The sequence below is a fragment of the Microbacterium sp. T32 genome (assembly GCF_001619615.1).
GTDB lineage: Bacteria > Actinomycetota > Actinomycetes > Actinomycetales > Microbacteriaceae > Microbacterium.
Window position 1 is genome coordinate 1 of sequence record NZ_LQQP01000001.1, and the last position, 21,924, is coordinate 21,924.

The following is a 21,924-nucleotide window of genomic DNA, read 5'->3' on the forward strand; positions in this document are numbered from 1 at the left end:
GACCCATCCACACGTTCTTGCCTATAAGCCCAGAGCGGGCCTCGGACAGGGGGCAGAAATGAGACAAGGCCCGGTCGGATTTCTCCGGACCGAGCCTCTCACTGTCTCAACACAGTGTGCGCCCGAAGGGACTCGAACCCCTAACCTTCTGATCCGTAGTCAGATGCTCTATCCATTGAGCTACGGGCGCAGGGCCTCCGCGCGAAACGGCGCGCAGGCCGTGGTCCAGCATAGACGGGATCGGTGCAGAGGTCTAATCGGCGCCGACGGCAGGGCATCCCGGGCGTGGCGCGCGAGTGTCCGGACGGTGACGCGCGCGCGACGTACGCTGGAGCGATGAGCGCCTACGTCTCGGCGTTCGAGCTGTTCTCCATCGGTGTAGGACCCTCGAGCTCCCACACGGTCGGCCCCATGAGGGCCGCCGCAGAATTCGCCGCACGCCTGCGTTCCACCCGAGCGCTCGAGCACGTGGCATCCGTCTCCTGCGCCCTGTACGGGTCGCTCGGCGCGACCGGGATCGGGCACGGCACGCCGGATGCCGTGGTCGCGGGGCTCCAGGGTCTCGAACCCGAGACGGTGGATCCGGATGCCGTGCGCCGGGCGTGGTCGGACTGGACCGACGGGCAGATGCTCGCGCTCGCCGGCAGCCATGGCATCCCGTTCTCGAGAGACCACATCGTGCTGGCGCCGCGCACGCGTCTGCCGGGGCACCCGAACGCGATGACGCTCGCCGCGCGGGCGGCGGACGGCACGGTCCTCTCGGAGGAGACGTACTACTCCGTCGGCGGCGGGTTCATCCGGCGCGAGGGCGAGCCGCCGCGGGTCTCCGCCGCGCCCGTGCCGTTCCCGTACACCGACGCCGCGACGCTCCTCGCGCTGTGCGACGAGCACGGCATCACGATCGCCGAGGCCGCGCGCCGCAACGAGGAGGCGCTCCGTACCGACGAGGAGATCGCCGAGGGCCTGGACCGGATCTGGGATGCCATGGCCTCCTGCGTGAACGCCGGGCTGAGTCACGACGGGGTACTGCCCGGCATCCTGAAGGTGAAGCGTCGCGCGTCGGTCATCCGCGCGCAGCTGGAGGAGATCGAAGCCGAGGGGCACCGCGAGCTCCCGGGGGAATGGCTCGGGGCGTTCGCGCTGGCCGTGAACGAGGAGAACGCCGCGGGTGGGCGTGTCGTCACCGCCCCCACCAACGGCGCGGCCGGCATCCTTCCCGCCGTGGCGATGTACTGGTGGCGGTTCCTCGCCGACTCGGGACTCGGCGTCGGCAACGCCGTCACCCCGCACGGTGAGCTCGTCGGGAGTGCGCTGCTCGGCTTCCACGGTCACGCGGCGACCCCCGCGGAAGCCGCCGGATGGGACGACGCCCAGGTCGCCGAGGCGAACCGGCGCCGTGGCATCCGTCGCTTCCTCCTGACGGCCGCGGCCCTCGGGTCGCTGTTCAAGAACAACGCGTCGATCTCCGGAGCGGAGGGCGGATGCCAAGCCGAGGTCGGTTCCGCGTGCGCCATGGCCGCGGGCGGGCTGACGGCCGTCATGGGCGGGACGAACCGGCAGATCGAGAACGCCGCCGAGATCGCGATGGAGCACCACCTCGGCCTCACGTGCGACCCGGTCGGCGGGCTGGTGCAGATCCCCTGCATCGAGCGGAACGCGATCGCCGCCTCGACGGCCGTGACGGCGGCCCGCCTCGCGCTGCGCGGCGACGGCACGCACTACGTCTCGCTCGACACGGTGGTGGAGACGATGCGGCAGACCGGCATCGACATGTCGACGAAGTACAAGGAGACGAGCGAGGGCGGCCTCGCGGTGAACGTCATCGAGTGCTGAGGCGCGGCGGGTCGGCGCCGTGAGCGCTCACGATCCGGTCGAGCGCTCACGATCCGGTCGACCCGAATGTGGGCGCTCGCGCGGATCGTGGGCACTCGGCGTGCCCAGCCGCGCGGCCCGGCACGTCAGCGTGCGGCGCGGAGCTTCGCCGTCAGGGCTTCGAGCTGTGCGAGCTCGGCGTCGTCGAGGCGCGCCATGCGGTCGGCGATCGTGTTGCCGTGCGCGGTAGCAAGGCGGCGGAACAGTGCGGCCCCGGCATCGGTCGCGGTGACCAGCGCCCCGCGGCCGTCCTCGGGATCCGCGCACTTGGTGACGAGACCCCGTGAGACCATCCGGTCCACCAAGCGCGAGACGCTCGGCTGGCTGATCAGCATGTTCGAGGTGACATCACGCAACCGCGCGGTCATGTTCCTCCGACGGGTCACCGTCAGGAGCACGTCGTATTCGGCCTGCGACAGTTCGGAGAAGTCGAAATCTGCCCGCAAGTCTTCCCACACTTCGTGCTGCGCACGGAACAGGCTCTCCCAGGCCTGGACGGCGAGGCGACGATCGGTCATGCACTCAGGGTAGGGCGTTCCGACCCGCCCGGGGCGGCGCCACGTCCATGTCGGTGAATACAGGAAGGGCCGGTCGAAGCGGCATCCGACCGGCCCTCTGCACCAGAGTGTCCTGCAATCACATGTGGTAACCGCCACAGCAAAACGGTTACCGTGCGTCGACTCTATAACGGTGAGGTAACGGAAGGGAAGAGGTTTCCGTGACCTTTTCGTGATCAGCGTCGGGAGCGCTCCCGGCGCGTTCGGAAGCTGTAGGAACGGCGGATGCCGAGGGCGGGGTAGGGTCGCGACAACGACCGCCGATGGGGGCTTCGTGCGTTTTCCTCTCTCCGCTTCGCGTGCGGCTCCGCGTGCCGCTTTCGGCGTCGCGGTGGCCGTCGTGGTCGCGCTCGCAACCGCCCTGACGCTGGCGATGCCGGCACTCGCCGCGGGGGCGGCTGATGCGGGGGCGCGGAGTCTGATCGCCGCGCGCTCCGGGCAGGACACCGGGTTCGACCTCTCGCTGCCGCGCGCCGCCGACCCGCGGGGCCAGGACGCCGCGGTCCGTGCGGTCATCGCGCAGACGTTCCCGGCGCGCGCCTCCGTCGACCTCGCGGTCACCGAGACCGCCGGACTCGTGGATGCCGCCGACCAACGGGCGTATCTCGCCGCGGACCTCGGCGGCGCCGACGAGCTTCCCCTCGTCGCGGGGCGACGGCCGGTCGGCGCGGCGGAGGCCGCGGTCCCGGCGTCCTTGGCCGAGCAGTGGGGCCTCGGCGTGGGCGACACGATCGACCTCGGGACGCGGGCCGTGACCGTCGTGGGCGTCTGGCGCGCCTCCACCGACGCTGCCGACCGCTGGTTCGGGGTGCGCGACGAGTTCGCACGCAGCGGCGGCTCGGGGCCGATCCTCGTGGTGCCGGAGACGCTGGACGCCGTCGCCGACGCGCAGGGAGCCGACCGGCGCCTGCATTGGACGCTGCATCCCCGACCCGACGGCCTCGACCTCGCGACGCTCGCCGCGGTCGTGCGCGCCGCTCAGGAGCTTCCGGATGCCGTGGCCTCGGCGGGCGTGTCTACGGACGATGTCGTCACGTCGGGGCGCCTCCTCCCGACGTCCCAGCTCGCGGCGGCGCGCGCCGCCGTCCTGGATGCCACCGAACCCGTCGCGCTCGCGTCGGCGCTGCTCACCGCGATCGCCGTGATCGTCCTGTTCGCGGTCCTCGTCGTCGGCGCCACGGCGGCGGAACGACGTCTGCGCTGGGCGCGGGGCGCCCCGGCGCTTCGCATCGTGGCCGGGGAGGCAGTGCGGTGGCTCGCGCCGGGCGTGGTCGGGGCCGCCGTCGGTGTCGCGGCGGTGCTCGCCGTCTCGCCCGAGCCGCTGCCGCTCGTGCTCCCCGCGGGGGCCGTCCTGCTGGCGGGCGGTCTCGCTCCCGCGCTGTTCGTGGCCGTGCTCGCCGCCGCCGATGTCCGCGCGCTGCAGAGCGCGGGCCGTCCCGGCGTCGCGTCTCGCCCGTGGACGGTCGGGGTCGTGGCATCCGTCTTCATCGTCTTCGCCGGATTCTCGGCCGTCCGCCTGCTCTTTCTCGTGCCTGCCTCGGGGTCCAGCCGCGGGACCGCGCCCGATCCGATCGCCGTCGTGGCTCCCGCGGCGGTGCTGCTCGCGCTCGTCGGCATCCTCGTGGTCGTGCCCGTGATCGCATCGCGCGGCGGCTGGGAGCGGCTCGCGCGGCGCGGCGGCGTGCGCCGGATGCTGTGGGCGACGCGCACCGCCCGGCAGCCGCTGGCCGCGATCGCCGCCGCGATCCTCGTCGGCGCGGCGGTGGGTCAGCTCGGCCTCGCGGCGGCGTACCAGAGCACCTGGGAGCGCGCCTACGGGTCCGCGCTCGCCGCGCAGGAGGGGACGGCGTACCGCGTCACGACCGATGCCCCGGACCTCACGTCCGACACCCTCGCCCGGCTCGCGGCGGCCCCCGTCATCGACGGCGTGGCCCCCGTCTGGAACGAGAACACGTCGATCGCCGCCCGCCCCGCGACGGTGACGCTGGCCGCGCCCGCGGCGATCGCGGCGCTCGGCGATCCCGCGCTCGAGCGAATCGGACGGCTCGTGAATGCCGGGCGCGGCGACGCCCCCGGGCCGCTTCTGCCCGAGGCAGCCCGGGGCGTGCGCGTCGCGCTGGAGGCCCGCGGCACGACCGCGTCCACCGCCGCGCTGGTGCTCGAGGATGCCTGGGCCCGGACGGTGGCGGTGGCGCCCGACCCCGACGGAGGGTTCTCCGTGCCGGCGGTCGAGGCCGCGGTCGGTGGGGCCTGGCGGCTGGTCGCCGTCGAAGTCGCGCTCCGTGGAACCGGGGATGCCGGCGGACAGGTCTCGATCGCCTCGGTGTCCGTCGACGGTGCACCGGTCGATCTCGGCTCGCTCGTCCTTCCGGTCGACGTCAGCGGCGATGCGCTCGCGCTGCAGGTCGATCCGGGACCGCCGGTGGCGACGGTGGACGCTGCGACCACGCGCGTGCGCTTCGTCCCGCAGGGCTCCCCGCCACCGGCCGTGGTGTCGCGGAGCTTCGCGGAGTCCGCCGGTGTCGCCGAGGGCGACACCCTGCCGCTCGCCCTGACGCCCGATGGGCGGTCGTCCGCGGTCCGCATCGCCGCGGTGGTCCCCGCGATCCCCGGCGCTCCGTTGGATTCGGCCGTGTTCCTCGACGCGACGGTCGTCCTCGCGAGCCGGCTGACGGTGAGCGCGGGCCTTCCCGCGACCGACGACGTGTGGCTCGCCCCGGCTCCGGGCGGGACCCCCGACGAACTCACCGGCGTGCTCCCGGACGGGGCGCGGCTCGGCGGGACCGCGGCCGACGACGGGCGGGGTGTCCTCTCGGCGGCCGTCGTGATGCTGTGGAGCGGTGCGGCCGGAATGGCGGTGCTCGCGCTCGCCGGGCTCGCCGCCGCCGGCGCGGCTGCGCGACGCTCTCGCCGGACCGAGGCCGCCTCCTTGCGCGCGGCGGGACTGGATGCCACCGCCCGCCGCCGTCTCCGGGTCGGTGAAGCGACGGCGAGTGTCGCGGGCGGGCTCGTCGTCGGCGTGCTCGCCGCCGCCCTCACCGCGGCGATGCTGCTGCCGGCGATGGTCACGAGTGCGCTCCCGAAGCCGGTGGCGATCGCCGTGAGCGTCGACCCGTGGGTCGCCATCGTCCTCGGTGCCGGCTTCGTCGCCGCCGCCGCCGGGGTCACCTTCGCCGTCGCGGTCCGCCGCGACATCGCGCCCGGGGAGGCCGCGCAATGAGGCTGGGTCGGCGCCTCCTGCGCCCGCACCTCGTCGCGTGGAGCCTCGTGGGTCTCACGGTCGCGGTGGTCGTGGCATCCCTCGTCCTCGTCCCGCGCTACCTCGATGGCGTCGCCGACCGGCGCCTCGACCTGGCGCTGGCCGAGGGGGTGGAAGCCGCGACGGTGGTGTGGAGCTCGGACCTCGACGCGGAGTTCCTGGATGCCGGGTCCGTCGACGGCATCGCCTCCGCGCTCGGCGACTACCCGGCCACCGTCGACGAACCGCTCCGGCGGGCTCTCGGCGAACCGCGGTGGATCTTCGCGTTTCCCGACGTGACCGCCGCCGCGTCCGACGGGCGCTTCGTCCGGGTGCGCTTCGGCTCCGCGCCGGTGCTGCAGGCATCGTGGACCGTGGTGCAGGGGGAGGCCCCTGCGCCCTGGACCGGGGACGGACCGGTCGAGGTCGCGCTCGAACGCGACGTGGCGGACCGGCTCGGGGCCGTTCCCGGCAGCACCTTCGCGGGGACCGAAGTGACCGCGGTGGTCACGGCGATCGTGGACTCCGACCGGGCGCTTCCCGCGACCCAGGGGGTGTTCGCCCGGCCCACGTCGGAGCGCGTGAACGCGACCGACGACCTGCTCACCGGCGGTGCCTACGTCGACCCGGCGTCCGTGCCGGCACTTGCCGGAGCCCTCGCCCGCGTGCAACTGGTCGCCTCGTTCCCCGTCGAAGGCGGGTCCGTCGCGGCCGTCGACGAGTCCGCTCTCGCGCGCGCCGCCGACAAGGCATCCGCGCAGGGAGCCACTCTCCCGAACGGGTATCCGGTCACGGTCTCGACCCGGCTCTCGGCCCTGCTGCACGACCTGCAGGCTCAGCAGAGCGCGCTCGAGACCCTCACCGCGCTGCTGGTGTCGGCCCCGTGGGGCGCGGCGGTCCTCGTGAGCGCGGTGGCGGTCGCCACGGCAGAGCGTCGGCGCCGGTCCGAGCGCGTCCTGCTGTCGGCGCGCGGGGCGAGCCGGGCGCGGACGGCGGGGATCGCGGGCCGGCAGATGCTCCTCGCCTCCGTTCCGGGTGCGGCGGTGGGGTGGGCGCTGGCGCTCGTCCTCGCCCCGGATGCCACCCCCTCCGGGTTCCTCGTCGCGCTCGGTGCCGCCGCGGGGGTGGCGGCGCTCGCCGCCGGAGTCGCCGTGCTCGGCGTGGAGCCGCGCACCGTTCCGCCGATCGTGCGGATCGCGGCGGAGGGGACGCTCGTCGCGCTCGCCGCGGCGGCGGTCGCGCTCACGGTCACGCGGGGCCTGCCGGAGTCGAGCACCGACCCGCTGCTCGCCGCGACGCCCCTGCTGATCGCGCTCGCCGCGAGCGTCGTGCTCGCCCGCGTCATCGGGCTCGTCCTCAGCCCCGGGGCGCGGCGCGCGTGGCGCGGGAGTCGGATCGGCGTCTCCCTCGCGATCTCGCGCCTCGCGCGCGGCGGCGCGCGCGTGCTCTCGATCACCGGCGTCGTCATCGCCGTGGCCACGCTGACCTCGGCCGTCGGTCTCCTGCAGGTCGCGGACGCGGGCATCGCGGAGGCGTCGGAGCGGACGATCGGCGCCGATGTGCGCGCGTGCGGCGGCGCCGGAGGTGCCCTCCCGGCGGGAGCGGCCGCGTCCGTGTCGCTGCGCACGCTGTCCGGCATCCCCGTGACCGACGACGGGCGCCTGCGCGCCGTGACGGTCCTCGCGGCGGAGACGGACGACCTCCGCCGCGTGCAGCCGACGATCCCGGCGCCGTCGGAGTCGGGCGTCGAGGCTCCGGTGATCCTGTCCGCCTCGGCGGCGGAAGTCCTGGCGGGTGCCCTCGAGGTGGGCGGGCGCCCGGTGGCTTCCGCGGCCGTCGCCCCCGACGACGCCGTGCCGACCGCCGATCCGGCGTGGGTGCTCGTCGACGCCGCGTTCGCCGACGCCCTCGACGCGCCGGCCGATTCCGTGTGCGACCTGATCCGCGTGCAGCCCGGCGTCGACATCGCCGGCTTCGCCGCCGACCTGCGTCTCGACCGGCCGGATGCCGACATCGTCGACGTCGCAAGCGAGGCCGCCCGCCGCGCGGCTCTCCCCACGGCATCCGCCCTGTCCCACGTCCTCGTGGGCGTGTCCGCGGTGGCGGTGCTGGCCGCGCTCGCGCTGGCGGTCTTCGACGCGCTCGCCGCGGCTGCCGAACGGCGACGCACGGCCGTCGTCCTGTCGACGATCGGTGTGACGCGGGCGCGCGGACTCGTGCTCGCCGAGTCGCTTCCGCTGGCCGCGGCGGCCGCGCTGCTCGGCGGGGGAGTCGGGTGGGCGACGATGGTGGTGATCGCGGGGGCGGGCGGCCTCGGGGAACGGCTCGGGATCGCGACGGCGATCCCGGCGATCGTGATGCCCACGACGGTGGGCGTGGCGGTGGCGGTCGCAGCCATCGTGGTGGGGGTGTCCGTGGGGGTCGCGGCGATCGCCGCGCGACGCGGTCGCCGACGCAGAGAGGGACAGGACTGATGGAGCTCACGGCACCGGAGATCGAATGCGTCGATCTCGTCCGCATCTACCGCGGGGCGGGGGTGGAGGTGCAGGCGCTGCAGGGACTCAACCTGCGGGTCGAGCGCGGGGAGCTCACCGCGATCGTCGGCGCGTCCGGGTCCGGCAAGTCGACGCTGCTCGCGATCCTCTCGGCTCTCGACGTCGCGAGCGCGGGCACCGCCCGCGTGGCGGGGCACGATCTGCTCGCGATGTCCGCGCGGCAGCGCGCGGAGTACCGCCGGACGACGGCGGGTTTCGTATGGCAGCAGACGGGCCGCAACTTCCTTCCGCACCTCACGATCGCGGAGAACCTCGACCTGACGCTGTCGGTCGGGCGCGTTCCCCGCGCCCGGCGCGCGGCACGGGCGGCCGAGGTGCTCGACCTGCTCGGCGTCGCCGCCGTGGCGGACCGGCGGCCGGGGCAGGTGACCGGCAGCGAGCGCCAGCGCGCCGCGATCGCCCTGGGGCTGGCGAACGGATGCCGCGTGCTCTTCGCCGACGAGCCGACGGGCGAGCTGGACGACGCGAACTCCGCGCAGGTGCTGGAGGCGCTGCGCGAGGTGAACGAGCAGTCGGGGGTGACGGTGCTCATCGTCACGCACGACGCGGGCGTCGCCGACCACGTGCGCCGGACGGTCGGCATCCGGGATGGGCGGACGGCGGTCGAGGTCTGGCGCGGGGGCGAGGTCGGCGACCATGCGCGCGAGTACGCGGTGCTCGACCGCGCGGGTCGTCTGCAGCTGCCGCGGGAGCACATCGACCGGCTCGGCATGCGGGAGCGGGTCCGCCTGCAGCTCGAGAGCGATCACGTCCGGGTCGAGCCGGCGGAGGAGGAGAGATGAGCGACGAGACGATTCGGCTGACGGGGCTCACCCGGACCTTCGGTGTCGGCGCTGCGCGGACGACGGCGCTCGTCGACGCGGACGTCACGGCGAGGGCGGGCGAATTCGTGGCGCTCCGCGGGCCGTCGGGTTCGGGCAAGACCACTCTGCTGCGCCTCGCCGTGGGCCTCGACGCCCCCGACGCGGGGGAGGCCTGGGTCGGGAGTCGTCGGGTGACGGGCGCGCCCGAGAACGAGGTGGCGGAGCTGCGGCGCACGGTGCTGGGCTATGTGGACCAGGAGTTCCCGCTCGTGGGCTTCCTGACGGCGGCCGAGAACGTCGAGCTGCCCCTCCGCGCGCGCGGAGCGTCGGCGCGCGAACGGCGCTTTCGGGTGACCGAGATGCTCGAGGCCGTGGGACTCTCCGACCACGCGGGTCAGCGTCCGGACGAACTCTCCGGCGGTCAGCAGCAGCGGGTCGCCGTTGCGCGAGCGCTCGTGCACCGTCCGCGCGTGCTCCTCGCGGACGAACCGACCGCGCAGCTGGACAGCGGGACCGCGGCATCCATCGTCGCCCTGATCCGCGAACGCGCGCGGCGCGACGGGATGACGGCGCTCGTCGCGACGCACGACCCGACCGTGGCCGACGCCGCCGACCGCGTCGTCGAGATCCACGACGGCCGCCTCGTCGGGGCCTGATCGTGGCGCCGGATCAGCGTCCGCGCACGTGGTTCCACTGCGTGATGACCTCGGAGCCGTGCTCGAAGCCGAGCTCGCTGACGGCCGAAGTGCCGAGCACGAAGTAGCGTCCGCCCGCGGCGGTGAGGCCCAGCCAGACGCCCGCGAGCGCGCGCAGGAAGTGCGCGTGCGAGAACAGGAGCACCTGCTCACCGGCCCGGACGCGTGGGCGCAGCTCGTCGAGGAGCGACTCCGCGCGGGCGGTGACCTGTTCGACGGTCTCGCCGGGTGTGGCGCCCGCGGGGGCGCCGGCCTGCCAGATCGTCCACGGACGGCCCAGCTGCGCGTCGATCTCGGGGGTCGTCAACCCCTCGTGGGCGCCGTAGTCCCACTCGACCAGGCGCGGCTCGATCTCGGCCTGCGGGTAGCCCGCCCGGGCGGCGGTCTCGACCGCCCGCTGGAGCGGGCTCGTGAGCACGAGGTCCCAGTGCCGTGTCGCCAGCAGCGTGCCGGCGAGCTCGGCTTTGTACGCACCGGTCTCGGTGAGCGGGATGTCGGTGAGTCCGGTGTGCCGCCCCGTGCGGCTCCACTCGGTCTCGCCGTGGCGCACGAGCACGAGGCGCCCGTCGGGGTCGGTCAGATCCTCATCTTTCACTCACCCATCCTCCCTCGCGGGAGGCGGTCAGCGGCTGGAGACGGACGAAGGGCCGGTCGAGGAGTGTCGACCGGCCCTTTTCCCTGCACCAGAGTGTCCTGCAATCACATGTCCGGTAGCTGCCACAGCAAAACAACTACCGTGCGAGCACTCTATAACGGTGAGATAACGGAGCGGAAGAGGCGCCGTTATCTTTTCGTGATTTCATAGCGTCCTCATCAGTTCCGCCGTGCCGGTCACGACAGCCAGGTGTTCCAGCCGACCCGCACCGGCGAGGTGACGGTCGATGTGCGACTCTCGACGGCCTCGCAAGACGGGCCGTACAGCGTCTCGGTGCCCGTCACCGTGACGGTGTAGACGCCGTACTCGCCGTTGCCGGTCTGCCCGGGCGGGATGTCGATCGTGATGTCGTTGCCGAGGCCCGCCGTGAGGCTCGCCGAGAAGGACGTGCCGTAGGTCGCGGACACGCTCGCGAGCTTGGCATCCAGGCTGACGTTCGCGCTTCCGCTGACGCTCGCCTCCACCGGCGGGGCTCGGGAGAGCTGATCAGCTCCCGCCCCGCGGCCGAGGGGTTCCCGGCATCCGTTAGCCTGACGTGCGCCGCGATTCGGTCCGAGAGCCGAACGGTCGGTCGCGCGAGCCCCCGCTCCCGGCCTCTCCACGATTGCGAGTCCCCCCATGACAACCTCCCCGGGTTCGTCCGCCCTGCCCACCGACACCACCGCGACGGCGCCGCCGCGCTCCCTGCGTCGGGCGATGGATGCCAGACACCTGGTGATGATCGCCCTCGGCGGTGTCATCGGCTCGGGGCTCTTCCTCAGCTCGGGGTACACGATCCACCAGGCCGGACCCCTCGGTGCGGTGCTCGCGTACCTTCTCGGTGCCTTCGTCGTCTGGCTCGTCATGGTGTGCCTGGGCGAGCTCGCCGTGGTCTACCCGGTATCGGGATTGCTCCACATCTACGCGGCGCGCACCATGGGTCCGGCGACGGGGTTCGCCACCGCGTGGCTGTACTGGCTGTGCTGGGTGGTTGCTCTGGGGTCGGAGTTCACGGCATCCGGGATCCTCATGCAGCGCTGGTTCCCGAGCGTGGACGTGTGGGTGTGGTGCCTCGTCTTCGCGGGCGTGCTGTTCACGCTCAACGCGATCTCGGCCCGCGTGTTCGGTGAGACCGAATTCTGGTTCTCGCTCATCAAGGTGCTGGCGATCGTCGCGCTCATCGTGCTCGGCGGACTGGCGATCTTCGGGTTCACCCCGTTGTCGTCCTCGCCGCACGAGGCGGTGCTGTTGAGCAACTTCCTGACGCCCGAGGGGCTGCTGCCCGCAGGACTCGGTGGCGTGCTCATCACCTCGCTCGCCGTGTTCTACGCCTTCAGCGGTGCGGAGCTCGTGGGTGTGGCGGCGGGTGAGACGAAGGACCCCGGTCGCAACATCCCCCGCGCGCTGCGCTCGACCGTGCTGCGGCTGCTCGTGCTGTTCGTCCTGTCGATCACCGTGATCGCCGCCCTCCTACCGTATGAGAAGGCGGGCCTCAGCTCGAGCCCGTTCGTCGACGTCTTCGAGTACGTCGGCGTCCCGTACGCGGCGGACATCATGAACTTCGTCGTCATCACGGCGCTGCTGTCGGTGGGGAACAGCGGGTTGTACTCGTGTGCGCGCATGCTCTTCTCGCTCGCCGAGGAGGGCTACGCGCCGCGCGCATTCACGCGCCTCACCCGGCGTGGTATCCCGATCGTCGCGCTCCTGGTGAGCCTGGCGATCGGGCTCGTGTCGCTGATCTCCAGCGTGATCGCGGCCGAGACCGTGTACCTCGTGCTCGTGTCGATCGCCGGGTTCGCCGCGGTGGCCGTGTGGATGTCGATCGTCGCGGCGCAGTTCTTCCATCGCCGGGCGTTCGTCCGCGGCGGGGGAGACCTGTCGACCCTGGCCTATCGCACGCCGTTCTCCCCGGTGGTCCCGATCCTCGCGTTCGTTCTGCTGACGGCATCCATCGTCGCGATCGCGTTCGACCCCGATCAGGCTCCGGCGCTGTACTTCGGCATCCCGTTCGTCCTGCTCTGCTACGGGTACTTCTGGCTGCGCTACGGCCGACGCGGGGCGCGGCCCGTACCGGTGAACGAGGAGGCGCCGGTCGACGAGGTCGACTGAGCCTGCGCAGGCTCGGTGATCAGCACAATCTCAGTGATCTGCGCAAACTCCGTGCGATTCCGGCGGATGCCACTGAGTCTGCGCGAATCGCTGAGTTCGTGCCGCGGCCGCCTCGGCGTGTGCGGCACGCGCATTGCTAGCTCTTCGCCCCGGTCAACGCCAGTGCCCCGCCAAGCCCGATCATCATGACCCCACCGGCGCCGGCCAGACCCGAGATCCGTCGCGGCGACCGCGCGAACCACGCCCGGGCCGTCCCGGCCGCGAGCGCCCACGTGCTGTCGCAGACCAGCGCCATGGCCTGGAAAAGCAGCCCGAGCGCGAGCATCTGCGCCCAGACCGGTCCGGCCGCGGGGGACACGAACTGCGGCAGCACGGCGACGAAGAACGCGATCGTCTTCGGGTTCGTCACCCCGACGACCATCCCTTGGCGCAGCAGAGTCCAGGTCGAGCGGGTCCCGACCGCGGCGAAGGAGGCGCCGTCCCGCCGGTGCCGGATCGCCTGGATGCCGAGCCACACGAGGTACACCGCCCCCGCGATCTTCACGACGGTGAAGGCCACGACCGACGACGCCACGATCGCGCCCACACCGAACGCGACGGCGATGACCGCGGGGATCGTGCCGAGGGAGTTGCCGACGACGCTGAGCACGCCGGCCCGGCGGCCGAGGGCGATCGACCGGCCGATGACGAACAGCACGCTCGGCCCCGGGATCACGATGATCACGGCCGAGGCGAGCACGAACGCCACCAGGTTCTCCCACGGAATCATGCGCTCACACTAGCCTCGTCACACGGTCGTCTACCCGAGGGAGCCGTCATGCAAGACCAATTCGACACCGTCGTCGTGGGAGCGGGAATCGCCGGACTGTCGGCCGCCCGGCTCCTGACCCGCGCGGGGCAGCACGTCGTCGTCCTGGAGGCCCGCGACCGGGTGGGTGGCCGCGTCCACTCGCAGCGCGACGGGCACCACGTCACCGACCGGGGGGCATCCTGGATCCACGGCATCGACGACAGCCCCGTCGAGGCGGCCGCCCGCGCGTTCGGGATGCCGATGGCCGAGTTCACCGTCGGCGGCTACCAGCCCGACAGTCGGCCGTTGACCTACTTCGGTCCGGACGGCGAGCGACTCGACGCCGACGAGATCCGCGCGTTCGCCGACGACGTCCGCACCCTGAACGCCGACCTCGTCGACGTCATCGCCCGCTCGGCTCCGGATGCCACCTACGCCGACGTCGTGGAGGAGGCGCTCGCCGCCCGCGACTGGGCCCCCGAGCGCGCGCAGCGCGTGCGCGAATACAACGGCCGCCGCGCCGAGGAGCAGTACGGCGTCCACATGTCGGCGCTCGGGGCGCACGGCCTCGACGACGACACCGTCAACGGGATCGAGGTCGTCTTCCCGCGCGGCTACGACGAACTCGCCACGAACCTCGCCTCGGGCCTCGACGTCCGCCTCGAGCACGTCGTGACCGCGATCGACTGGTCCGCCGCGGGGGTGACCGTCACGACCGATCACGGCACGTTCTCCGGCGCGTCGGCGGTCGTCACCCTCCCGATCGGCGTCCTGAAGTCCGGCGACGTCACGATCACGCCCCCGCTCCCCGACACGCACCAGCGCGTGCTCGGCGTTCTCGCGGCCAACGCCTTCGAGAAGGTCGTGCTGCGCTTCCCCGAGCGGTTCTGGGATGCCGGGGTGTACGGCATCCGCCAGTTCGGCGACGAGGGGGAGTGGTGGCACTCCTGGTACGACCTGGGCCGCATCCACGACGAGGCGGCGCTGCTGACCTTCGCCGCGGGCCCGGCCGCGGTCGCGACACGGCACTGGACCGACGACGAGATCGCCGCCTCGACGATGGCGCAGCTGCGGCGCCTGTACGGCGAGGGGATCCCCGAGCCGGAGAGCGTCGTCGTCACGCGGTGGCAGGACGACCCGTTCGCGCGCGGGTCGTACAGCTTCATGAAGCCCGGCTCGGTCGGCCCCGACCACGACGAGCTCGCCGCACCGGTCGGCGGCGTCCTTCACCTGGCCGGCGAAGCGACGTGGGGTGACGACCCCGCGACGGTTCCGGGCGCCCTGCTCTCGGGGCACCGCGCCGCCGAGCACGTGCTCGGCCGCGCGGTGCCGATCGAGGAGCTCTGGGCCTGACGGCCCCGCCCCCGGCCCGACTCAGCGCGGCTCGGGGCCCGTCGCGACGGGAAGCTCCGGGTGGTTCGACCACTGGCTCCACGACCCCGGGAACACCCGCGGCGTGAAGCCGGCGAGCGTCAGCGCGACGGCCTGGTGCGCCGCCGTCACGCCGGAACCGCAGTACACGCCCACCTCGACGCCGGGCAGCGCACCGAGCTCGGTGAAGCGCGCGCGGAGGGCCTCCGGGTCGTGGAAGCGCCCGTCGGCGCCGACATTCTCGGTGGTCGGGGCGCTCACGGCCCCCGGTACGTGGCCGGCCCGCGGGTCGATCGGCTCGACCTCGCCGCGGTAGCGCTCACCCGCGCGCGCGTCCAGCAGCAGCCCGCCGTCGGCGAACCCGGCCACGTCGTCGAGCGGCAGCACGGGCAGCGCGCCGTAGGTCAGCGTCACCGACCCGGGCGCGGGGGGAGTGGCATCCCCCGTCTCCACGTCGAACCCGGCGTCGGTCCACGCGCGGAGCGACCCGTCGAGCAGACGCACGTCCGCGACGCCGGCGTAGCGCAGCAGCCACCAGGCGCGTGCGCTGGAGAGGTTCTTCAGGTCGTCGTAGACCACGACCGTGTCGCCGTCGTCGATGCCCCAGCGTCGGGCGGCCTCCTGCAGCGCCTCGACGGGCGGAAGCGGATGCCGACCCTCGGTGGGCTCGCCGTGGGCGGCGAGCTCGTGGTCGAGGTCGACGTACTGCGCGCCGGGGATGTGACCGTCGCGGTACTCGGGCAGCCCGTCGGGACGATCGAGGCGCCAGCGCACGTCGAGCACACGCACCGGACCGCCGTCGGAGAACCGCCCCGCCGTGAGGGCGTCGCGCAGCTCGGTCGCGGTGACGAGGACCTCAGACATGCGCGGGCACCGCGTCGTGGTCGTGGATGCCGGACAGCTTGAACGCCAGCCGGCCGTGCGCGAACCCGCCGCCGGCGCGGATCGCGGTGGCGACCCAGGCGGCTTCTGCGAGCTCGGCCTTGGTGGCGCCGGCGCGGACCGCGGCCTGCGAGTGACCGTCGATACAGTAGGTGCACTGCGTCGTGATCCCCACGGCGAGAGCGATGAGCTCGCGGAACTTCAGGGGGATCTCGCGGCCCTCGGGCGCGAAGACGGTGTCGTTGAAGGCCGTGAACGCCGCCAGCACGTCCGGCGTCGTCTCCTTGTAGTCCCGCGTGTACGCGCGGTCTCCCTCGCGGTCGAAGAAGTCGCTCATCTCTCACTCCTGTCGCGCGCCGCTCCGTGGGCGCGCACCCGTCCGAGCCTAGGAACCCCGCCCGCGGTCGAGCAATGCCGGGTCCGTGATGACCACTCATCGCCGCGCGCGATGGATGCCATGTGAACGCGCGTGACCTCGCGCGAGCGGGCGAGGCGTGCGCGCGTCTATCGTCCAGGGATGGCCGAGACTCTGGACATCATCCAACTCCGCACCTTCGTCGCCATCGACGAGTGCGGAGGATTCGGCCGTGCCGCCGTGGCTCTCCACATGAGCCAGCCGACGGTGAGTCAGCACGTCCGGTCGCTCGAGAAGCGACTGCAGCAGCCGCTCGTCGAACGGGACGGGCGCCGCGCCCGCTTCACGCTCGCGGGCGAGAAGCTGCTCGCCGAGGCGCGCCGCATCCTGGCGGTGCACGACGAAGCCCTCGCACGCCTGGACGTCACGCGCGCCCGGACGATCGTCGTCGGCTCGACCGAGACGGCCGCCGAGCAGATCCTGCCCGAGCTGCTCGGCACCCTCCGCCGCGCGTTCCCCGACCGGCAGGTGCAGTTCCACATCGACCGCTCCACCAAGATGACGGATGCCGTGACCAAGGGCACCATCGACCTCGCGGTCGTACTCGACACGGGCTCGACCGTCGCCGGCGTCGAGGTGGGGGAGCTCCCGCTGAACTGGTACGCGTCGCCGTCGTGGCAGCCACCGGCGCACGGCGAGGCCGTACCGCTCGTGGCCTACGTCGAGCCGTGCGGCATGCGGCAGCGCGCGCTGCAGGAGCTCGGCGACATCGGCGCGCGCGTCGACATCGCGGCGGAGTCCGGCAGCCTCGAAGGCGTCATGGCCGCCGCGCGCGCGGGTCTCGGCGTCGCGGTGCTCCCCACCGCGGGCCGGGCTCCCGCCGGACTCGTCGTCCGGCGCGACTTCCCCGACCTCGGCCGCATCTTCGTGCGACTCATCACGCGGCGGGGGCTGGAACCCGACGTGGAGCAGGCGGCGCTGGCATCCCTCGACGGGTTCTTCGCCGTGCGCCGGCACATCCACGCCGTCTCGGCCTGACGCCTGGAACCCCGCTCCGGCTCCGGACCGCGGTCCCCGGCTCCCCGCCGCGGGTCATCGGAAACCCCGATCGATGCGGTTCGCGGATCGCTGTTGGACGCGACCGCTCCCGCGCGCGGAGCATGGGGAGCATGACTGCTTCCCCGACCCTCTCGCGCGTCGACCTCGACGCCCTCACCTCCGCCGTCGCCGAAACCGCCGAGCGCTACGACCGCTCGGGCGACTTCCCCGCCGAGGGTCTCGACGCCGTCCACCGGGCGGGCGTGTTCCAGGCTGTGATCGGCGCCCGCTTCGGCGGTGACGAGGTCGACGCCCTCGAGCGCCTGCGGATCCTGCAGGCGATCGGTCGTGGCGACCCATCGGTCGCCCTCATCGTCGCGAACACGCTCGCGACCCACATCGCGCAGATCGACCGGGACGTGTGGCCCGCCCACCTGTACGAGCGGGTCATCGCCGAGACGGCCGAGCGTCCCGTCTCGATCAACACCGCGCGCGCCGAACCCGAGCTCGGCGCCCCCGCCCGCGGCGGGCTCCCCGCGACCACCGTCCGGCGCACCGCGACCGGCTGGGCCCTCACGGGGCGGAAGGCCTACGTCACGGCCAGCACCGGCCTCGACTACCACCTCGTCTGGGCGAAGACCGACGACCCCGAGCCGCGCGTGGGCCACCTCATCGTCCGCGGAGACGCCCCCGGGATCACGATCATTCCGACGTGGGACCACCTGGGGCTCCGCGCGAGTTCCACGCACGACGTCGTCTACGACGGCGTCGAGGCTCCCGCAGACCACTTCCTCGAGATCCCGTACACGGGGGTCTACCGCGACCCGGCCGCCCAGGCCAGCGCCCTCGGGCTCACGCACGCCGCCCTGTACGTGGGTGTCGCCCGTGCCGCGCAGGATTTCTTCACCCGCTTCGCCCACGACCGGGTCCCCGCCGGCCTCGGGCGGCCGATCGCGACGACGGAGCGCATCCAGACCGTCGCGGGCGAGATCGAGGCGCAGCTCGTCCAGGCCGAGACGCTCCTGTACGGCGTGACCGAGAAGGCGGTGGCCGGTGACCCGGACGCCGTCGCCCGTGTCCCGCTGGCGAAGGTCCTCATCGTCCGTTCGGCGATCGCCGCCGTCGAAGCGGCGGTCGCCGCGCTCGGCAATCCCGCCCTCAGCCGCCACAACCCCCTCGAGCGTCACCTGCGCGACGTGCTGTCCTCACGCGTGCACCCTCCCCAGGAGGACCAGGCGCTGCTCGGCGCGGGACGGAAGGTCCTCGGCGTCTGACGCAACACGGCGTCATCGGAGCCGACGCCCGCGCGGGCGCACCCCTGGCCCCGGAACCCTCGAAACCCCCGGAATCTCGCGGATCCCGGGGGTTTCGGCATCCATCATCCGCACCGATCGTTTCTCATCCGCCCTCGTCGTTGGACGCTCCCGCGCGGCCCGCTGAGACTCGCTGGAGAGTTCCCGACCGCGCCCGGCGGTCGGCCCCGATCAAGGAACACAGCCCATGTCACCGCCCCTGAAGCGCCGACGGCGTGCCGCCCTCGGCGCCGCCCTCGCCCTGTCCCTGACCCTCCTCGCCGGATGCGCCGGCACGACCACCGCGGCCGCCCCCACGAGCGCCGCTCCCACCGAGGGCGGCGACGTCGTCTTCCTCATCAACTCGCTCGGGACGAGCTGGGTGCCCAACGAGAGCTCGATCTCCAGCTACCAGGGCAACATCTGGGGCCAGGTCACCGACAAGCTCGTCTACGTCGACGACAAGGGCGCCGTCTCACCCTGGATCGCCGAGAGCTGGGACCAGAACACGGATGCCACCGAGTTCACGCTGCACCTGAAGGACGGTGTCACGTTCTCCGACGGCACGCCGCTGGACGCCGCCGCGGTCGTGGCGAACCTCGACTACTGGGCGTTCGGCAGCCCCGACAAGGGCATCGCGCCGATCGGCCTGTTCCCGAAGACCTACCAGAAGGCCACCGCGGTCGACGCGAAGACCGTGACGGTGACCTTCTCCGCATCGACCCTCGGGTTCATCCCGACCCTCGGGTACCACGGCTCGATCCTCGTCTCCCCGAAGACGCTCGCCCTGAGCAAGCAGGACCAGGGCAACCTTGACAACTTCTCGGGCTCGGGTCCGTTCACGATCAAGAGCTGGGCCGACGGCGACGACGTCGTGCTCGAGAAGCGCGCCGACTACAACTGGGGCCCCGAAGCCCTCGGACACACGGGCCCGGCCTACCTCGACACGCTCACCTACAAGCAGGTCGCCGAGTCCAGCACCCGCATCGGCGCGCTGAGCGCGAACCAGGCGCAGGTCATCTACAACGTCCAGCCGAGCGAGATCGCGAGCCTCACCGACAAGGGGTTCGTCGCGGGCCTGCCGCGCTACCTCGGCTTCACGAACGGGTACGCCGTCAACGTGCAGGCGGCACCGTTCGGCGACGTCAAGGTGCGCCAGGCGCTCCAGCACGGCATCGACCGCCAGCAGATCCTCGACACCGTCTACACCGACGGCTGGGAGGCCGCGACGGGCTTCATCCAGAGCGGCGTCCCCGAGGCGACCGACCACTCGTCCGACTTCGCGTACGACCCGAAAGCGTCAGCCGCCCTCCTCGACGAGGCCGGCTGGGTCAAGGGCGCCGACGGCAAGCGCACCAAGGACGGGCAGCCCCTGGCCGTGACCCTCTACGCCAACCCGTACTTGGCGACCTCGGCATCCATCGACGAACTCGTGTCGCAGCAGCTCGGCGACCTCGGCTTCGCCGTGACGGTGCAGACGTACGACGTGGCCACCTTCGGCGAGAAGGTCAAGGTCGGTGCCAACACGCCGCTGTACGAGGTCACCCGGTCCTTCATCGACGTGGGAACCGTCGCCGGCATCCTCACCGACGCCAACAAGGGCGAGAACTGGTTCGGTCTCGGCCAGACGGACACGACGCTGAACGACCTGCGTGACCGCATCGCCCGCGCGACCGACAAGGACACCCGCGCCAAGGCGGTCGACGAGCTGCAGACGTACGTGCTCCAGCAGGGCCTGTTCGTGCCCATCACGCAGATCGTGCAGCGCATCTACGTCCAGAGCCCGAAGCTGCAGGGCGTCACGTACAACGGCGTCGCGATCGCCGACTACGCGACCGCCTGGCTGCAGAAGTAGGACGACCCCGATGAACTCCGCCTATCCGGTCTTCGCGGCCAAGCGCCTCGGCCAAGCGGTCGTGGTGGTGCTGCTGGCCTACGTGCTGACCTTCGTGGTGATCAGCGTGCTCCCCGGCGATCCGCTGACGAGCACGCTGCGCAACCCCGAGAACGGCTTCACCGAAGACCAGATCCAGAAGATGGTGGAGTTCTACGGACTGGACCGCCCGGTGTGGGTGCAGCTGGTCGAGGCGCTCGGGCGCTTCGTCCGCGGCGACCTGGGGATCTCGCTGAGGTCGAGCCAGCCGGTGGCCACCATCGTGGGAGACGCCCTGCCGTCGACGTTCGCTCTGGCGGCGTCGGCGCTGGGCGTCGCCCTGGTCCTCGCGTTCGCCGTCGCGTACGGCACCCAGGTGCTCCCGCGCCGGGCGGCGCAGCTGCTGCGCTCGGTTCCGGCCCTCTTCCTCTCGGTCCCGAACTTCGTCATCGGCCTGCTGCTGCTGAACGTCTTCGCGTTCCAGCTCAGCCTGTTCTCGGTGATCGACCCGGATGCCCCGGTCGCCACGTTCTTCGCGGCGGTGGCGCTCGGCATCCCGGTGTCGGCCCAGATCGCGCAGGTGCTCATCACCGGACTCGACCACGAGTTCGGCGAGGACTACGCGGTCGTCGCCTACGCCCGGGGGCTCGGGCGGGCGCGGCTGTTCTTCGCGCACCTGCTCAAGCCCTCGGCGCTGCCGGTCGTCACGATCATCGCGCTCACCGTGGGCGAGCTGCTCGGCGGCGCCCTCATCACCGAGACGGTCTTCGGCCGGACGGGGATCGGCAGCGTCGTGCAGACGGCGGTGACGACGCAGGACCTGCCGGTGCTGCAAGCCGTCGTGGCGCTCGCCGCGGTCGTGTTCGTGGCCGTGAACCTCATCGCCGACCTCCTCTACCCCCTGCTCGACCCTCGCGTCTCGCTCTTCGCCCCGCGCCGCGCCGCCGTGCCGGCCCCGGCCGGGGACGAGGCCCGTCCCGAGAAGCTCTCCGAGAAAGCGAGCGTCCGATGACCGCCGTCCTCTCACCCGTGCTCGCGGGCGCCGACTCCGCCGGACGTCGCCGGGGCGGCGTCCCCGTCGCCGTGGCGGTGGCGTTCCTCGTCATCCTCATCGCCACGGCGTGGGCCGTGGCCCCTTCTCTCTTCACCGGCTACGACCCCGCCGTCGGAGACACGAGCGAGAAACTCCTCGGGCCGAGTGCGGCGCACTGGTTCGGCACCGACAACCTCGGACGCGACCTCCTCGCGCGCATCATCTACGGCACGCGCTCCTCGGTGCTGAGCGCGTTGGTGGCCGTGGGCATCGCCGTCGTCGTCGGCGGTCTGCTCGGACTCGTCGCCGGGTTCTTCGGCGGGCTGGTCGACGTCGTCACGGCGCGCGTCGTGGACGTGCTGCTGGCGATCCCGAGCTTCCTCCTCGCGGTCGTGGTCGTGAGCTCGCTGGGCTTCGAGACCATCAACGCCGCCATCGCCACCGGCGTCTCGGCCGTGGCGGTCTTCGCCCGCGTGATGCGGTCGGAAGCGTTGAAGGTCCGCGGCACCGTGTACGTCGAGGCCGCACAGCTGCAGGGTGGCTCGCGGTGGCACGTGCTGCTCACGCACGTCCTCCCCAACGCCTCGCGGTCCGTGCTGTCGCTCGCCGTGCTGCAGTTCGGGGTGTCGATCCTCGTCATCGCGGGGCTCGCCTTCCTCGGCTACGGCGACCCGCCCCCGGCATCCGACTGGGGACTGCTCGTGTCGGCGGGCAAGGACTACCTCGTGTCGAGCCCGTGGCTCGTCTACGCCCCGTCGGCGGTCATCGTCGCCGTCGTGCTCTCGATCAACCGGGTCAGCCGCTGGCTGCGAGCGAAGGACTGAAGC

Annotated in this window: 18 protein-coding genes and 1 tRNA gene; 12 read left to right on the plus strand and 7 right to left on the minus strand. The window is 72.6% G+C overall.

Annotated elements, in window-relative coordinates:
- Positions 1–117: 117 nt before the first annotated feature.
- Positions 118–190: transfer RNA gene (locus AVW09_RS00005), tRNA-Arg, on the minus strand.
- 146 nt (positions 191–336) lie between these two features.
- On the opposite strand from AVW09_RS00005, the gene AVW09_RS00010 reads away from it, so the two are divergent.
- Positions 337–1,833 carry an L-serine ammonia-lyase, iron-sulfur-dependent, subunit alpha gene (locus tag AVW09_RS00010; protein WP_063255872.1) on the plus strand — a complete coding sequence of 499 codons (1,497 nt, stop codon included), beginning with the start codon at positions 337–339 and terminating at the stop codon, positions 1,831–1,833.
- Positions 1,834–1,958: 125 nt separating this feature from the next.
- Here the strand turns inward: AVW09_RS00010 and AVW09_RS00015 are convergent, their stop codons facing one another.
- Positions 1,959–2,390 (minus strand): MarR family winged helix-turn-helix transcriptional regulator, encoded by a 432-nt coding sequence (locus AVW09_RS00015; protein WP_063255875.1) that lies wholly within the window; start codon positions 2,388–2,390, stop codon positions 1,959–1,961.
- Positions 2,391–2,703: 313 nt separating this feature from the next.
- Between AVW09_RS00015 and AVW09_RS00020 the strand changes: the two genes are divergently transcribed.
- The 4 genes from AVW09_RS00020 to AVW09_RS00035 are packed head-to-tail and all read left to right on the plus strand — an operon-like array spanning position 2,704 to position 9,681.
- Positions 2,704–5,649, plus strand: coding sequence for an FtsX-like permease family protein (locus AVW09_RS00020; RefSeq protein WP_063255878.1), 2,946 nt, complete (start codon positions 2,704–2,706; stop codon positions 5,647–5,649).
- Positions 5,646–8,141 carry a hypothetical protein gene (locus AVW09_RS00025; RefSeq protein ID WP_063255881.1) on the plus strand — a complete coding sequence of 832 codons (2,496 nt, stop codon included), beginning with the start codon at positions 5,646–5,648 and terminating at the stop codon, positions 8,139–8,141. Before AVW09_RS00020 ends, AVW09_RS00025 begins: the two co-directional genes overlap by 4 nt.
- Positions 8,141–9,004 carry an ABC transporter ATP-binding protein gene (locus AVW09_RS00030; RefSeq protein WP_063255883.1) on the plus strand — a complete coding sequence of 288 codons (864 nt, stop codon included), beginning with the start codon at positions 8,141–8,143 and terminating at the stop codon, positions 9,002–9,004. Before AVW09_RS00025 ends, AVW09_RS00030 begins: the two co-directional genes overlap by 1 nt.
- Positions 9,001–9,681, plus strand: coding sequence for an ABC transporter ATP-binding protein (locus AVW09_RS00035; protein WP_063255886.1), 681 nt, complete (start codon positions 9,001–9,003; stop codon positions 9,679–9,681). Before AVW09_RS00030 ends, AVW09_RS00035 begins: the two co-directional genes overlap by 4 nt.
- A 13-nt stretch (positions 9,682–9,694) precedes the next feature.
- Here the strand turns inward: AVW09_RS00035 and AVW09_RS00040 are convergent, their stop codons facing one another.
- Together AVW09_RS00040 and AVW09_RS00045 are read right to left on the minus strand one after the other, a co-directional pair.
- Complete coding sequence (locus AVW09_RS00040; protein WP_063255888.1) at positions 9,695–10,315, minus strand: histidine phosphatase family protein; 621 nt, start codon at positions 10,313–10,315, stop codon at positions 9,695–9,697.
- Between the two features lie 236 nt (positions 10,316–10,551).
- Positions 10,552–10,839 carry a hypothetical protein gene (locus AVW09_RS00045; RefSeq protein ID WP_063255891.1) on the minus strand — a complete coding sequence of 96 codons (288 nt, stop codon included), beginning with the start codon at positions 10,837–10,839 and terminating at the stop codon, positions 10,552–10,554.
- Between the two features lie 154 nt (positions 10,840–10,993).
- On the opposite strand from AVW09_RS00045, the gene AVW09_RS00050 reads away from it, so the two are divergent.
- A complete protein-coding gene (locus AVW09_RS00050) occupies positions 10,994–12,463 on the plus strand; it encodes an amino acid permease (protein ID WP_082822722.1) in 1,470 nt (489 codons plus the stop codon).
- Between the two features lie 136 nt (positions 12,464–12,599).
- On the opposite strand, the gene AVW09_RS00055 is transcribed toward AVW09_RS00050, so the two are convergent.
- On the minus strand, positions 12,600–13,232 hold the full coding sequence (locus AVW09_RS00055; protein WP_063255893.1) for a LysE family translocator: 633 nt from the start codon (positions 13,230–13,232) through the stop codon (positions 12,600–12,602).
- Between the two features lie 48 nt (positions 13,233–13,280).
- Between AVW09_RS00055 and AVW09_RS00060 the strand changes: the two genes are divergently transcribed.
- Positions 13,281–14,606: a flavin monoamine oxidase family protein gene (locus tag AVW09_RS00060; RefSeq protein WP_063255895.1), complete on the plus strand. Its 1,326-nt coding sequence runs from the start codon at positions 13,281–13,283 to the stop codon at positions 14,604–14,606.
- Between the two features lie 21 nt (positions 14,607–14,627).
- Here AVW09_RS00060 and AVW09_RS00065 read toward each other — a convergent pair whose 3' ends face one another.
- On the minus strand, positions 14,628–15,488 hold the full coding sequence (locus AVW09_RS00065) for a sulfurtransferase (protein ID WP_063255897.1): 861 nt from the start codon (positions 15,486–15,488) through the stop codon (positions 14,628–14,630).
- A complete protein-coding gene (locus AVW09_RS00070; RefSeq protein WP_063255899.1) occupies positions 15,481–15,843 on the minus strand; it encodes a carboxymuconolactone decarboxylase family protein in 363 nt (120 codons plus the stop codon). Before AVW09_RS00070 ends, AVW09_RS00065 begins: the two co-directional genes overlap by 8 nt.
- Positions 15,844–16,023: 180 nt before the next feature.
- On the opposite strand from AVW09_RS00070, the gene AVW09_RS00075 reads away from it, so the two are divergent.
- The 5 genes from AVW09_RS00075 (at position 16,024) to AVW09_RS00095 (ending at position 21,921) form a co-directional block, all read left to right on the plus strand.
- Positions 16,024–16,899 carry a LysR family transcriptional regulator gene (locus tag AVW09_RS00075; RefSeq protein ID WP_063255902.1) on the plus strand — a complete coding sequence of 292 codons (876 nt, stop codon included), beginning with the start codon at positions 16,024–16,026 and terminating at the stop codon, positions 16,897–16,899.
- 131 nt (positions 16,900–17,030) lie between these two features.
- Positions 17,031–18,173 (plus strand): acyl-CoA dehydrogenase family protein, encoded by a 1,143-nt coding sequence (locus AVW09_RS00080; protein WP_231901723.1) that lies wholly within the window; start codon positions 17,031–17,033, stop codon positions 18,171–18,173.
- 226 nt (positions 18,174–18,399) lie between these two features.
- Positions 18,400–20,046: an ABC transporter substrate-binding protein gene (locus AVW09_RS00085; protein ID WP_063255906.1), complete on the plus strand. Its 1,647-nt coding sequence runs from the start codon at positions 18,400–18,402 to the stop codon at positions 20,044–20,046.
- A 10-nt stretch (positions 20,047–20,056) separates the two neighbouring features.
- Positions 20,057–21,076 carry an ABC transporter permease gene (locus AVW09_RS00090; RefSeq protein WP_063255909.1) on the plus strand — a complete coding sequence of 340 codons (1,020 nt, stop codon included), beginning with the start codon at positions 20,057–20,059 and terminating at the stop codon, positions 21,074–21,076.
- On the plus strand, positions 21,073–21,921 hold the full coding sequence (locus tag AVW09_RS00095) for an ABC transporter permease (RefSeq protein ID WP_063255912.1): 849 nt from the start codon (positions 21,073–21,075) through the stop codon (positions 21,919–21,921). Before AVW09_RS00090 ends, AVW09_RS00095 begins: the two co-directional genes overlap by 4 nt.
- Positions 21,922–21,924: the final 3 nt, after the last annotated feature.

Excerpts from the sequence above, each read along its gene's own strand:
- AVW09_RS00030 (WP_063255883.1), top strand. The coding sequence starts at position 8,141 with ATGGAGCTCACGGCACCGGAGATCGAATGCGTCGATCTCGTCCGCATC.
- AVW09_RS00015 (WP_063255875.1), bottom strand. The coding sequence starts at position 2,390 with ATGACCGATCGTCGCCTCGCCGTCCAGGCCTGGGAGAGCCTGTTCCGT.
- AVW09_RS00055 (WP_063255893.1), bottom strand. The coding sequence starts at position 13,232 with ATGATTCCGTGGGAGAACCTGGTGGCGTTCGTGCTCGCCTCGGCCGTG.
- AVW09_RS00095 (WP_063255912.1), top strand. The coding sequence starts at position 21,073 with ATGACCGCCGTCCTCTCACCCGTGCTCGCGGGCGCCGACTCCGCCGGA.
- AVW09_RS00090 (WP_063255909.1), top strand. The coding sequence starts at position 20,057 with ATGAACTCCGCCTATCCGGTCTTCGCGGCCAAGCGCCTCGGCCAAGCG.
- AVW09_RS00025 (WP_063255881.1), top strand. The coding sequence starts at position 5,646 with ATGAGGCTGGGTCGGCGCCTCCTGCGCCCGCACCTCGTCGCGTGGAGC.
- AVW09_RS00085 (WP_063255906.1), top strand. The coding sequence starts at position 18,400 with ATGTCACCGCCCCTGAAGCGCCGACGGCGTGCCGCCCTCGGCGCCGCC.
- AVW09_RS00050 (WP_082822722.1), top strand. The coding sequence starts at position 10,994 with ATGACAACCTCCCCGGGTTCGTCCGCCCTGCCCACCGACACCACCGCG.
- AVW09_RS00080 (WP_231901723.1), top strand. The coding sequence starts at position 17,031 with ATGACTGCTTCCCCGACCCTCTCGCGCGTCGACCTCGACGCCCTCACC.
- AVW09_RS00010 (WP_063255872.1), top strand. The coding sequence starts at position 337 with ATGAGCGCCTACGTCTCGGCGTTCGAGCTGTTCTCCATCGGTGTAGGA.
- AVW09_RS00065 (WP_063255897.1), bottom strand. The coding sequence starts at position 15,488 with ATGTCTGAGGTCCTCGTCACCGCGACCGAGCTGCGCGACGCCCTCACG.
- AVW09_RS00070 (WP_063255899.1), bottom strand. The coding sequence starts at position 15,843 with ATGAGCGACTTCTTCGACCGCGAGGGAGACCGCGCGTACACGCGGGAC.
- AVW09_RS00075 (WP_063255902.1), top strand. The coding sequence starts at position 16,024 with ATGGCCGAGACTCTGGACATCATCCAACTCCGCACCTTCGTCGCCATC.
- AVW09_RS00035 (WP_063255886.1), top strand. The coding sequence starts at position 9,001 with ATGAGCGACGAGACGATTCGGCTGACGGGGCTCACCCGGACCTTCGGT.
- AVW09_RS00060 (WP_063255895.1), top strand. The coding sequence starts at position 13,281 with ATGCAAGACCAATTCGACACCGTCGTCGTGGGAGCGGGAATCGCCGGA.